The sequence below is a fragment of the Lewinella sp. 4G2 genome (genome assembly GCF_001625015.1).
In the GTDB taxonomy this organism is placed as follows: Bacteria; Bacteroidota; Bacteroidia; order Chitinophagales; family Saprospiraceae; genus Neolewinella.
Genome location: NZ_LVWJ02000014.1, coordinates 383,675 through 397,249 on the forward strand (window position 1 = coordinate 383,675; position 13,575 = coordinate 397,249).

Annotated in this window: 6 protein-coding genes (1 of these 6 running past the window's edge); all 6 read right to left on the reverse strand. The window is 54.3% G+C overall.

The window, feature by feature from the left end; all coding sequences use genetic code 11:
• Positions 1 to 5,586, reverse strand: the start of a protein-coding gene (locus tag A3850_RS03175; protein WP_157500852.1) for an Ig-like domain-containing protein. The gene continues 24,021 nt to the left of window position 1, outside the view; only the first 5,586 of its 29,607 coding nucleotides appear in the window; the start codon lies at positions 5,584 to 5,586; its stop codon lies beyond the left edge, outside the window.
• An 839-nt stretch (positions 5,587 to 6,425) separates the two neighbouring features.
• The gene (locus A3850_RS03185; RefSeq protein ID WP_068214131.1) at positions 6,426 to 7,523 is read right to left on the reverse strand and encodes a TIGR03032 family protein; all 1,098 of its coding nucleotides are present in this window, start codon (positions 7,521 to 7,523) and stop codon (positions 6,426 to 6,428) included.
• 163 nt (positions 7,524 to 7,686) lie between these two features.
• On the reverse strand, positions 7,687 to 9,960 hold the full coding sequence (locus A3850_RS03190) for an FG-GAP-like repeat-containing protein (RefSeq protein ID WP_068214133.1): 2,274 nt from the start codon (positions 9,958 to 9,960) through the stop codon (positions 7,687 to 7,689).
• 391 nt (positions 9,961 to 10,351) lie between these two features.
• A complete protein-coding gene (locus tag A3850_RS03195; protein WP_068214135.1) occupies positions 10,352 to 10,672 on the reverse strand; it encodes a septum formation initiator family protein in 321 nt (106 codons plus the stop codon).
• A 328-nt stretch (positions 10,673 to 11,000) separates the two neighbouring features.
• On the reverse strand, positions 11,001 to 12,296 hold the full coding sequence (gene eno, locus A3850_RS03200) for a phosphopyruvate hydratase (protein WP_068214137.1): 1,296 nt from the start codon (positions 12,294 to 12,296) through the stop codon (positions 11,001 to 11,003).
• Between the two features lie 111 nt (positions 12,297 to 12,407).
• On the reverse strand, positions 12,408 to 13,526 hold the full coding sequence (gene carA, locus A3850_RS03205) for a glutamine-hydrolyzing carbamoyl-phosphate synthase small subunit (protein WP_068214139.1): 1,119 nt from the start codon (positions 13,524 to 13,526) through the stop codon (positions 12,408 to 12,410).
• Positions 13,527 to 13,575: the final 49 nt, after the last annotated feature.

The window sequence follows — 13,575 nt, forward strand, 5'->3', positions numbered from 1 at the left end:
AAGAGGTACTGAACAAGTTTCGAGGCTATCCAGGATACCATCATTGTCATTATCCAGGTCAACGATATCTGGCACCCCATCTTCGTCCTTATCATCACAAGCGTCCGTATTATCGGGGTCACGGGATGCGCCGGAGTCCATATAATCGATCATGCCGTCACCGTCGGTATCGGCCACTACGGGGATACCGTTGGGTTGTACGCCACCGGTCAGGGTTGAATCGACAGGGTTGAAACCATTTAGTGCGCTGACGCCAGCGATGCCTGCTTCCAGCGCATCGGGGCAGCCGTCGCCGTCAGAGTCCGTATCGCACTCGTCGGAAATGCCGTCGTTATCAAAATCACAGTTGGGGTCGATGTATGCGCTTAGAAAAGCGCCTGCGGGCTCGATACAGGTGTAGGTGCCATCTTGGCCTAAGTCACCCGTGTTACCATCACCGAAGGCACCGGCCTTATTGTGACCAACGTTACAGAAGTTCAACCCTTCCTGAGTAAGCGGGGTGATGTGACCGCCATTTTCAATTGTGAAAATCACAAGACCTTCCGAGCCACGAGGTACCTGAGGCACGTTGATAGTTGCTCCACCTACGGCACCAATTTGCTCCCGATTATTGGAGCCAACGCTGAGGACTCGGCCACCGGTGCGAAGCACAGATGCGGAAGGAAATAGTAGATCATTATCAAGAGCGGAAACATATACAACATCGTCAAGATCAGCCGCCCCAGTTTCGTCGAGCATATTGTCCCATTCAGGGAAGTCTGCGAACGCCCCCAGGCCAAGTTGACCATCATCGCTTTCACCCATCACGTAAACCTTGCCGTCGGAGCCCAGAATATAGTAGCTGGTGCCGTTCGCTGCTGATGGGTTGATTCCGGTAGCATCGCCAGAAATAGCAATCTGGGATAGCTCTACTCCAGCGGGCAGCGGGTTTACCATTAATGTAGGGAGCAGACGCTCCATTACTGGAGAGCCATCTCCCAGGAAGGTGGCGGAACCCCAAGTGTAAAGTTGACCACTTGCTCCTACGGCAAAAACGTTGCCGTAATACGTACGTGCCATCGTAATAGGTTCCGGTAGGACTGGTGTGTGCCATACGGCGTCGTTGCTAGTAGAACCATCTCCGTACACTTCATCCGCAATACCAATGGTCCTCATGGATCCATCGTTCAGAATCATGATAAAGGACTCAGTACCAGCCAAGATCTTCTTGACGTCCGTTGGGGCTACCCCAGGAGGCATAGCGATCTGTTGAAAGTTGCGGCTGGAAGTCAGGCTATTGTCAATGACAATACCTTCAATACCCCAAGCATAGAGACCATCAGTACTCAAGAGGAAGTACTGCGTACGTTCTTGTGATTTACCTCCCACCGTAGCGACTATCGGGTCGCCGGTATAGTTGTATCCGTTTGCCGGAGTAATTAGAGTTGGTATGCCCTGGTCAGCACCAGTAGGACTACTCTGGTCGCCAAAGGCCGCATAGCCTTCCGGAGTTTCCGCGAGTACACCGTGGAAAACGGCTTGGAGCAGGTCAAGACCGTAGCCGTTAGAATTGGTGAAGTTGAAGAGCAGCGCCCCACACTCCTCCGTATCAGGAATACCGTCATTATCGTCATCCAAGTCGTTCTGATCTGGCACCCCATCCATATCCTTGTCGATACAGGGGCCGGGATTAGTGACCGTTACCGTTGCCATGCAGGATAGGTTGGTCGGGTCCGTGATCATGATCGCAAGATCGTTCACGTCTCTGACGGCGGGGATGGTGATGACGTTATCCTGGCCGTAGGCGAGTCCGGTGGTATCAACGGCGCCGCTGATGTTGAACGTAGGTCCGCTCAATTCAGAATCCGCGGTAACGTTGATCGTAAAGGTGAAATCACCACTCGGGCTCATACAAGTAGCGTCGACGCTTGCTGGTGCAGAGATCGTACAGAGACACGCGAGGGCAAACTGGGTATCATCGTTTGCGGACTCAAGCGCAGCAAAAGTTACCGTAGGTGCCGTGTTGGGGACGCCCGTAGTGGCATTAATACCACCGTTGGGGACGAAGTAAGTGATACCATCTACCTCGACCTCCATGATATCGGTACGCTCGAGGTCGGGGTTGTATTCTAAGGCGTCCGGGCAACCATCATTATCTGAATCAGTATCGCAGATGTTAGGGATGCCATCGCCATCCGTATCACAGGGCAAGGACGTAATATTGAAGAAGACTTCCTGAACGGCCAGGTTACGGACAATCCGTCCGCTTATTCCTTGAATCCGGTAACTAGTGTATTCCGTAGAATTCGTGAACGAAAAGTTCGTGGCGGGGCTGGTACCAGACACGACTCCCGTCTGTCCCGTAACTGGGTTGATATCATCCGTTAGTGGCACCCAAGTCATTCCGTCCAACGATCCCTCAATGCGGACTATCTGAGTATTGACCGTATTGAAAATACCGTTCGCAGTCTGGTCCTTCAACTCAATGGCATCAATCGCCGTCGGTACTGGAAGATCAAATTGGAAGATTGTTGCATCACTGTAGGTTACACTGGAAGAAAAGGAGAACGTGTTGGCGGGGAGACTATCAACGACCGCCTGAATGTTTCTCGTACCAAAGGGCAATTCGGAGGTCACAGTGATATCACTCGCGGGGTATCTACAAGCAAACAATTCATCGGCATCGGTTACCCCATCGTTGTCATCATCATCGTCGCAATCGTCAGCGACGCCGTCGCCGTCTTTGTCCTGGCAACTGTCCGTATCATCCAGATCGACCAGCATGTCAAAGTCATTGTCAACGCCGTCGCAGCAATCTTCCTCACAGGACTGGCCGTCGCTACACGTATTATCAACGGGCGTGTAGTTCACACCACCGGCACCGTCGGATACGGCCATGGGAATACCGAAGGCATCCACCATCGCGGCGTTGAAGGAAGAATCGGCGTAGGTTACTGAGTTAGCGGAGGTGTACGTGTCTTCAACTACGAAGCCCTGGAAGCCAGATTCGATGGCGTCCGGGCAGCCGTCGCCGTCGGAATCTAGGTCACAGCTGTTAGCAATACCGTCTCCATCACAATCACAGGGAACTGCCATGGTGCCGAAGTTTACGGAGGTTCTATCCGGAGCTCTTCGGGATCCTGCATTGTCCGAAATACGGTCGATGTTTGCAGTAACCGAGGTGAAGGTTCCGTTTAGCTGAATTACACCGACGGCACCACGGTTAGCACCACCTGCCTGGGCAGCATCCGTACAGGTGAAGAAATCGTTGTTTGTAGTTTCGTTAGAAGCTGCATTGAGCCTGCCCACTAGTAATCCATCTACAGCAAGGTTGCCGTTTCCGCTTAAGAGGTCGATTGAGGTAAGACCGGAGGTGGCACTAAAGTCCCACCGAGCGTAATCCATATTAGTGTAGTAGATCAAAGGGTTTGTGACCGGCTGGTCGTAGGTGATCGTCACGCTACCCAGAGGGGTGCCTAGATTAGCTCGGGGGAAGTCGATCGTAACAACTCCAGCTCCGGGTAGTGGTGCCCCCGAGAAGTTGGAAGTGGTGTAGGTACACTGATCGACTTCGGCGGCGTTGAAAATGATGTTGTCGCTCAGTTCGATCGTCATCCCGATCGTGTTACAAGCGTTTTCTGCGGTTGCATTCAAGGTTTGGCTTCCGCTCGTTACTGCGGTGTAGTCAGAGATGTAGGAGCCACCGTTCTCCTGGGTGTCCAACAGGCCGTCGTTGTCATCATCTAAATCCGTAATGTCAGCAACATTATCCCCGTCCTTATCCGCGCAGGAGCCAGGGTTAGTGATGGTAACCGTATCGCGGCAGGAACCGTTGGTAGGGTCAGAAATGAAGATCATCAGATCAGCATTCGTCTGTACGTTGGGGATGGTAAAAGTGACGTCCGTGTTGTAGGCGTTACCGGTGGAAGAGACCGCCCCATCCACGTCGTAGGTCATGCCACCGTTGATGTCGTCACCGGTTACGTTGAGGGTGAACGTGAAATCACCACTTGGAGCGCTACAGGTAGCAGCTACGGAAGCCGGGGCATCAATGGAGCACAGGCATTCAACAGCAAATGCATCCGGATCGGATACAGTAGAATAGTCTGGCGTCATGCCAGCAATTGCGGTCGGGATACCCGTCATGGGGTCCACACCTCCCGCAATGGTGATGTACTCGCTACCGTCCGCACAAGCGACGGTATCCAGGTCAGCGCGACTAAGGGATGGCCAGTATTCGAGGATGTCCAAACAGCCATCCCCATCCGAGTCAGGGTTACAGTCATCCGTAAGGCTACTGGTTGGGTCAGAACTGAGCTCTTCGCTTGGGTTGGTCGTAGAGATGTAGGAAGCATCGATGGGGCGGAAGGTACCGTTGATGTTCCAGCGCAGTTCCGTATCGGAAGCCACGTTCGGGTCCATGATGTAGAGACGCATGTACCGAATGGTAGAATTACAGGCGGTAGGAGGCGTGCCAACGGGGGCAGTACCGGTAGGGATATCCAGCGTAATACAAGAGTTCACCCCGAATTGCCCGTGGCCCTCGCCGATAAACTTCATACCGGAAGGCTCATCATTATCTGAGAGCAACAGTGCGTAATAGTTGGCCTTCACCCCACAACCCTGCAGGGTGATGACGCCATTGGGCGTGGGGGGGAAGATGACCCATCCTTCCAAAATCTGCCAGTCAAGGTCGCCGTTTCCACTTGCATTCAGGTCCACATTATCATCACCACCCGAAAATCCGGCAGTGGTACCTGTATTCCGTACGGAGATTCCGTTTTCGCTGTCGTAGGGGTTTTGGTTGAGGGCGGGGATGGTGGGGAGGCCAAATTCATCCGTTGCGCTGAAGATGGAAGCGAGCACAGTACCGTTGTGGGGAATACGAGAACCCATAGGGTCGCCACTACGTAACGTACAGGGGCCGAGGGTAGAAGTATCGACGGCACTGAAACTTGCTACCCGCTGCACTGCACTTGCATCCGTACAACCTCCTCGGGGCTGATCGTCGAGAATATCCATAATGACATTATCAGCCAAGTCCATCAACTCTCCATTGCGTAAAGCTTCGTTAGTGTAGGAAGCGTTACTATTAGATCCACCTAATCCTTGAGCACCAGCAATGGAGCCTTTAAGGGTGTAGTGGATAACACTCACATCTCCAGTAGCATTTCCACGAAGGTCCGCCATACCATCCGGCGTCTCACAACCTTCGAGTTCATTGGGTACACCGTCATTATCAACGTCTTCATCCCGGTTATCAGCGACGCCGTCACAGTCCTTATCACACAGCGGGTCCTCGATGGTGATCATATCAGTCCCCTCGTCTCCAGTCTCAATATTTCTCGCCCGAACGACATAATCTCCTAGGTCAAGCGCTAAAAAAATTCCAGAACTATTTGCCCTGAGCGTATCCGTACCCGATTCCAGGGTATAGAGAAACGAATCATCCGCTGTTGCGCCCATTACCGAGGCGGTGGTTCCACCGCGGTAAGAAGGGCACGCTGGTTGGTCTACAGTATTCTCCACCGTAAGGGTGGTTTGCGCCGAAATGACACCACCACCAAGCAGCAAAGAAAGGACAAGGGTACGTGTAAAAAGCTTCATAAGATTATGTTTATAAGACCGCCCAAAGCCAATAAATACAAGGGCTTCAGGACAAAACACTACAGCGCCCTTCTCCCGGTGAGGGGAGAAAGCCGCTATCCTAAAAGTAAAAATCAAAGGGTACGTAACCGCTACAGCGAGCGGGCCATAGATCTGATTTTCATGAGTGCGAGAGGGCGCAAGGAACCCAGAAAAGCTGGGTGAGAAGTTCAAGAACATCCGGGCCGTAGCCCCCTCAATACAAAAGAGTTACACAAATATAATTAGACTATGGACGTATGCAAGTCGCGAAGGAACAAGCCCAAAAATTGTTCGGGAAGGCCAATTCTGGCTGGGGAAGTAGCATTTTGGAACGAACATTCCAAGCGGCAACTACGCATGCAGTTATTTCAACATGTATATTCTGCTGACCTTGCCTCCAATCGAGGATCCGCTACGGTAGTAACACCGTGGACTTACTCCCCCACAATAATGGGCAGGGCCTAAGTATCCTTATGCACGTAGTAACTCTTGCTGGCGAAGTGTTCACGGTTACTCTTCATAGCCAGCTTTTCGGCTTCGGCGGCATCGATCTTGGCGTCGTAGCCATGAAGGCGATTCCCGGAACTAATTCACTTGTAACGTGGATCTGCTTAGCTAGGCCATCCCAAACTGATCCAATCAATCGTTTTTTTGCGTAATCATCTTTCACAGTGCCTCAACGATCCGAGCTCACTCGCCCACCTCCCCGGCACCCGCGGCAGCGCCAACAAGACGTATGCGGGCGCTGCCGCAGGTGCGAAGTAAGGGGGAAACAACAGGACCATTCAAAGCACGATTGGTGAACGGTTTTGGGAGGATCAGCCCTCCCCTTCTTCACTCCCCCAGAAGCTCATGGCGGGTGACGTAAGTGCCCGTTGGTGCGTATTGGTAATGGTATTGAGGACGTTGACGCGGCGCTTGCCCACGAGGACGTGCACGTCGTAAATCTCGTCCACCGAGGCGGCGTAGGCCATCTCACCGACTTTGGCGCCGCTGGGGAGGTAGATGACCACGACGCTCGCGCGGTCGGCCGATTTAGCGAAGTCGAGTTGCGCGAAGGTGGAACTGTTCTTGCGCAGTTTGGAAGTCGCCACGAACAGGTAGTCGCCGGCCCTGGCCATGCCCCGCACGAAGCCGCCGACGTGGCAAACCGTCGTCAATTTTCCAGAGTCCAGATCTACGGTAGAGACGAGCCCCTTCGCCGTTTGCAGGACGTACAACTTACCGTCGTACCAACGTGGCGAATGGGGCATGGCCACGCCGGAGCTAATCGTCTCGCCCGACGCCACGTCCACGATCACGCCGGAGGTAGTGACGGTATCCCGCCAGCCCTGGGGCGTATTGGTGGTGCTGAAGGCCGTTGCGTAGGCCGGCCGGCCCTCGCGCATGGCCATGCCGTTGAGGTGGCAGCGGTCTTCGGGCATGAGCGCGTCGATCCACTTTGGTTGCCAAACGGGCGTAAAGCTGTACTGGTCGCCCAATTGCATGATGCAACTGAAGCGGGTATTGACGGCGTAGAGGGATTTGCCACCGTCGCCAAAGCGCAGGTCGTGAATATCGAGCGGGCCGGTGTGGTAGGTCATGCGGGGCAGGTAGAGCGCGTCGTACTTGCCCGGCCCGTTCGGGTAGCTGGGTGCCGCCATCGGTGCGTTGCGCAGGACGATCACTTCGTCGCGGCAAGCGATGGCAAGCCGGTCGGTAGCCGGGTCCTCGGTAATGCCCATGGGCCGGTTGAAACTGCGGGGTAGCTGGACGATCCGCTCATCGTCCACCGCGCTGAGCATTACCACTTTGCCCGCCTGATAGGTACTCAGCATGAGCGTAATGCCCAACTGGTGGAGGAGCTCGGGCAACTGGGGAGTAGACTGGAGCGCGAAGGGCGGCGGCGCCTGGCCGACTTTAGGGGGAGTTGCCATGGAAGCTGAGCGTAATTAGTGGGGGAGTAATAAGTAAGAGATTAAATTGGATTAACTCCCTTGCTTTACGAGCACGGTAGCAGGCATTGAACCTTACCTACCAGTCTTCCCCGCCTATGCTGGAGCTAACTGATTGGCCAATTCAAGTATTGCTCTACCCGCCCTACTCCGGCAACCCAATCCGTATCGTCAGCTGTGTCCCGCTAAAGTCCGCCACTTCGTTGAACTGCCGGGCCTCCAGGAAGATCGTCCCCGGCTGGGTCGAGGCCTGGATGGCGGGGGTGATGCCTTCGTAGTACAAATCGGTTTCTTCCAGATAGACGGTGCCGGTTACGGCTTCACCCGTTACGTCAAAAGCTGCCATGGCCCCTTCGTCGGTAGTGACGCTAATGCCAGCGGACTTTATCCCCGCCGAGCCGGGCGTGAACTGGACGTCGAAGGTGGCCGACTCTCCCCCTGCCAGAGTGGTCGCGCTGAGATTGGACACGGTGAAATCATCGTTATCTGCTACGACCGTGAGGTTCGTAATGGGGTCGCCACCATCGTTGGTCACTGTGTAGGTGATGGTCGCACCATTCTCTTCGTTTTGAAAAATAGAGGAGCCAAAATCGGTGCCGGCGGTAGCCTCGTTGGTGCTTATCAGTGATGCAACGCCAGTAATATTCTTGAAAAGGCGAAAGAATCCTCTACTATTCCCCGAAACTAGGTCTTGATCCCCGTCCCCGTCAATGTCGACGAATGTGGGCGTGGAGTTACTGCCGACATCAAAACCATCCAGAGGGTTAGGGTTAGCCTCGGTGAAAACGTTCATCCCATCATTATAGAAGATCTTAAAGGAGCCGTCACGCGCGCCTGAGACTAAGTCTTGGTCCCCGTCTCCGTCGATATCGACAAAGGTCGGTTTGGATCTATTGCCGACGTCAAAGCTATCAAAAGGGTTAGAAACAGCCGCGGAAAAACCATTCGTACCGCCGTTTGTAAACACTACAAATGTACCGTACGCATTTCCGGAGACGAGGTCCAGGTCACCATCTCCGTCAACATCGACAAAGGCGGGGGCGGAGTTTTCTCCACCGCGGAGACCATCCAGAGGATTGGGGTCTGCCTTGACAAATGTGTTTGATCCGTCGTTCAAAAAAACATCAAACCTACCATCGTAGCCGCCCGAGACCAGGTCCTGGTCCATGTCCCCATCAATATCCACGAAAGTGGGGGTAGTGTACAGGTCGGTCCTTAAGCCCCCTAGAAGATAGAGGTTAGGTCCGTTGAAAGCGCCCGATGCATCTTGACTGAAAACGATGAGCTCGCCGTATTCATTTCCTGAGACGAGATCCTCGTCCCCGTCTCCATCTAGATCGAAGAAAGTCGGCGAGGAATTACTTTGTGCGAACAAGTCAGCCAATGGATCATCGATGACCTCAGTGAAGTTGTTCGATCCGTCGTTGCTGAAGACGAGAAAAATACCGGCATAGTTTCCTGACACTAAATCCTGATCCCCGTCTCCATCAATATCAGCAAAAGTAGGTGTGGCATAGCCATCGGTATTAAACCCGTCAAGGGGATTCAAACTGGCCTCGGAGAAGATATTATTTCCGTCATTGAGAAACACGAGAAATTCGCCATTGAGGTTCCCCGAAATGAGATCTTCGTGCTCATCCCCATCTATATCAAAAAAGGTAGGATGGGCTAAACTGCCAACATCAAAGCTAGAAAAAGGATTGGTGGGCGCCGTGATGAAGGTGCCCGTACCATCTTTAATAAACAAACTGAAGTTGCCATTTCCCTCTCCTACAACCAGGTCTTCGTCTCCGTCGTCGTCGATGTCGACAAAGCTGGGTGCCGATCGATTATTAACGGATACGCCGGGCAATGGGCTGCCAGCGGAAAAGGCTCCGTTCCCATCGTTGCTAAATACGATGACTTCTCCAGATGATGCCCCCGATATTAGGTCTTCGTCGCCGTCCCCATCAATATCGGCAAAGCTTGGGTTAGCATAATTACCGACGTCAAAGCCACCAAACGGATTGTCATTAGCCTCGATGAAATTACCTGACCCATCGTTGGTGAAGAGAATAAAGTTGCCGTCGAAGTTTCCCGCGACGAGGTCCTGATCCCCGTCCCCGTCGATATCGACGTAGGCGGGACTGGAGTAATAGCCAACATCATTCGGCACCTCGATAAAGGTTGGCACCTGCTGCGCCTGAACCGGGTTGGCCGCTAGCAGCGTGAGAATAAATGCTGCCGACCCCCCTACGGCTCGCACATTCGTGCCCATCCGTTCCAGCGCAGTAACGTAGCGTTGCAATCGGGCGCGGACGCGGGTGCTGTATTTAGTGGAGGGCGCGCTGCGCAACCGGCGCTCGATGCGCGTAGCTAATTTGTTGAATTTCCGCAGCAGATCGCGCTTGCGGGGGGAATGAGTGTTTTGAGTACTCATAACATCAAAGGTAGTATGTTAACAGTGTGATATGCGTGACAAAAGTAGTAAGACTACTCCAATTATCGAAGTGGAGCGTTTACACTTTCTGTGCTTCAACATGAATGATCACTTTCGGATCACCCTCCTAGATTCCTAACATCTATAGTCCCGTCACCAAATCCAGGCGTCTTTGTTTGGCGGAAAAGTTACTTGAGGTCACTTCCAAGGGTCATATAGCTCGCCAGGATCGGTTTCGTAATGGCTACTCCAAACGATTAGTTGATCGCTGATGAACTTGGTGGACCAAGTGTTGACGTGTTGCCGTAACTATGGTACTACGGGCGCAGTCAGAAAAAATCAGGCAAAACTTGACCCTGATCACAAGAATGGGCAGCCTCAGTTCCGCTACCTACTCCTCCTCCACAATAATGAACACGTCCTCATCATCCTTCTGCATGTAGTAACTCTCGCGGGCGAAGCGTTCGCGGTTACTTTCCATGTCCAGCTTTTCGGCTTCGGCGGCGTCGATCTTGGCGTCGTATCCAGCCAGTTCTTCCTCCAGGCGGTCAACGGTGCTACTGAGTTGGAGTTGGGTGAGGACGTCGTGGCGATCCATAAAGACCATCCAGATGGTGAAGAGGACGAGCGTAACGAAGTAGCGGTTGCGCACGTAGGGTGGCAGCTTGTTGATGAGGGTCGTTACGGGGTCGGTCTTTTTCTTCGTAGCCATGAGGGTGGCCAAGATAGGATGGTTCCCGGTACTTTTTGGGATTCGGTACGGACTTTATGTGGATCGGGCCCTCCTACCCTAGTCCATCAACCCCAATTATGGGTAGTTGTCCTCCATAATCCGGCTCCTACCTAAGTTTACTTACCCACCTCCCCGGCACCTGCGGCAGCGCCCAAAATGGCTTGAGTAAGGTTGTAATTGGCTAGGGCTTTAGTAATGAACACCGCCAACCTTATGGACAGCGCACTAAAAAAGGGCACTCCCCCATAACGGAGAAGTGCCCTATTCATTTAGAATTTAAGGCAGAGTTGCCCAGCAAACAGCTAGTTTACTTACCCAACTTCTTCAGCAAATCGCGGCCGGGGAAGTAGGCCGTGCTACCGAGCTCCTCCTCGATGCGGAGCAACTGGTTGTACTTGGCGATTCTGTCGGAACGGCTGGCGGAACCAGTCTTGATCTGGCCACAGTTGAGGGCCACGGCGAGGTCGGCGATGGTAACATCTTCCGTTTCACCGGAGCGGTGGCTCATTACGCTGGTGTAGCCGGCGCGGTGGGCCATGTTGACGGTGTTGATCGTTTCGGTAAGGCTACCGATCTGGTTAACCTTGACGAGGATGGAGTTGGCGCTGCCTTCGGCGATGCCGCGACTGAGCCGCTCGGTGTTGGTAACGAACAGGTCGTCCCCCACCAACTGGCAACGGTCGCCGAAGCTTTGGTTGAGGGCGGCCCAACCTTTCCAGTCGTCCTCGTCGAGGCCGTCTTCAATGGAGAAGATCGGGTACTTGTCCACCCACTGCTTCCAGTAGTCAACCATGGCGGCAGATTCGATCTTGCGGCCGTCGGACTTGTGGAAGTGGTAAACACCCTCCTTGCTGTCGAAGAACTCGGAAGCAGCGGCATCCATGGCGATCATCATATCGTCGCCGGGCTTGTAGCCGGCCTTTTCGATGGATTCGAGGACGATCTCGATGGCCTCGTCGTTGCTCTTGATGTTGGGGGCAAAACCGCCTTCGTCACCGACGTTGGTGGAGTAGCCTTTGGACTTCAGCACGCTCTTCAGGTGGTGGAAGGTCTCCGTGCCCATGCGCAGGGCCTCGCTGAACGTATCGGCTCCGAGGGGCACGATCATGAATTCCTGGAAGTCGATGCTGTTATCCGCGTGGCTACCGCCGTTGAGGATGTTCATCATCGGCACGGGCATCGTGTGGGCGTTCACGCCACCGACGTAACGGTAGAGGGGCAGATTCTGCTCCAAGGCCGCAGCTTTCGCACAGGCGAGGGAAACACCGAGGATGGCGTTGGCACCGAGCTTGCTCTTGTTGGGCGTGCCGTCGAGCTCGAGCATGGTCTCGTCGATGTACCGCTGGTCGGTCACGTCGACGCCGATGAGTTCTTCGCCGATCTTTTCTTCGACGTTGGCGACGGCCTTGAGGACGCCCTTGCCCAGGTAGACATCCTTGTCACCGTCACGGAGTTCCACTGCTTCGTACTTGCCGGTGGAGGCGCCGGAAGGAACGGCTGCGCGGCCGACAATGCCTTCGCCGGTAATTACTTCTACCTCAACGGTAGGGTTGCCACGGGAATCAAGGATTTGCCGGGCGCGGATGTCTAAGATTGAGCTCATGTATTTAGATATTTTGGGTTTTTAGTATCGAGTTGCGATTATCAAGTTGCGAGTTGCGAGATTCGAGTAGCACTCGCTACTTGCAACTCGACACTTACAACTTGCAACTCGCTACTTTTTACTCATTTTGATGGAGTCGACGAACTGGTCAAACAGGTAAGCGGCGTCGTGCGGGCCGGGGCTTGCTTCCGGGTGGTACTGTACGGAGAAGGCGGGCTTGCCGACGATGCGGATGCCTTCGATCGTGTCGTCGTTCAGGTTGCGGTGGGTCACTTCCACTACGTCGAGGTTGGCCTCGATGGCTTCGGGGCTTACGCCGAAACCGTGGTTCTGGCTGGTGATCTCGGATTTACCCGTGATCAGGTTCTTAACGGGGTGGTTGATCCCCCGGTGCCCGTGGTGCATCTTGTAGGTGGGGATATCCACGGCGCGGGCCAGGATCTGGTGGCCGAGGCAGATGCCGAACATCGGCTTCTCCTCTTCCAGCATCGCTTTGGCGGTATCGACGGCGTAATCCATCGCGCCGGGGTCGCCGGGGCCATTGGAGATGAAGAGGCCGTCGGGGTTGAAGGCGCGGATGGCTTCCATGCCGGATTTGGCGGGGAATACCTTCACGAAGCAATCCCGCTTGGTGAAGTTGCGCAATATGTTCTGCTTGGTGCCCAGGTCCAGCACGGCCACGCGGTACTTCGCCGTCGCCTCGTCACCGAGGGTGTAGGCTTCCTTGGTCGTCACCTTGCTAGCCAGCTCCAGGCCGTCCATATCGGGGGCCGCGGCGAGCTGCTTTTTCAGTGCGTCCAGGTCGAATTTACCGTCCGTGCTTTCGCTGGAGATGATGCCGTTCATGGCGCCCTTCGTGCGGATGTGGCGTACGATGGCGCGGGTATCCACGTCGCTGATGCCCACGAGGCCTTCCTTTTCTAGGTAGTCCTGGATGGAAGCATCCGCGAGGTTGCGGCTGTAGGGCACCGTGAAGTTCTTCACGATCAGGCCGGCAATCTTCACGGAGTCAGATTCCGTATCCGCGTCCGCCGTCCCGTAATTCCCGATGTGGGCGTTCGTCGCTACGAGCAACTGGCCGTAGTAGCTGGGGTCGGTAAATACCTCCTGGTAGCCGGTCATCCCGGTGTTAAAACAGATCTCACCAACGGTGGTGCCAATCTTTCCGGCGGCCTTCCCCTCGAAGGTCGTGCCGTCAGCCAGTAGTAGGATTGCGGGTTGTTGTTCCATGTGCGAATGTATGGGTACGGAATTCGCGCAAAGATATGGAAACGCAGGT

What these genes read in the sequence shown, in the direction of transcription:
- A3850_RS03185 (WP_068214131.1), bottom strand. Translation starts at nt 7,523, where the DNA reads ATGGCAACTCCCCCTAAAGTCGGCCAGGCGCCGCCGCCCTTCGCGCTC.
- A3850_RS03190 (WP_068214133.1), bottom strand. Translation starts at nt 9,960, where the DNA reads ATGAGTACTCAAAACACTCATTCCCCCCGCAAGCGCGATCTGCTGCGG.
- A3850_RS03195 (WP_068214135.1), bottom strand. Translation starts at nt 10,672, where the DNA reads ATGGCTACGAAGAAAAAGACCGACCCCGTAACGACCCTCATCAACAAG.
- eno (WP_068214137.1), bottom strand. Translation starts at nt 12,296, where the DNA reads ATGAGCTCAATCTTAGACATCCGCGCCCGGCAAATCCTTGATTCCCGT.
- carA (WP_068214139.1), bottom strand. Translation starts at nt 13,526, where the DNA reads ATGGAACAACAACCCGCAATCCTACTACTGGCTGACGGCACGACCTTC.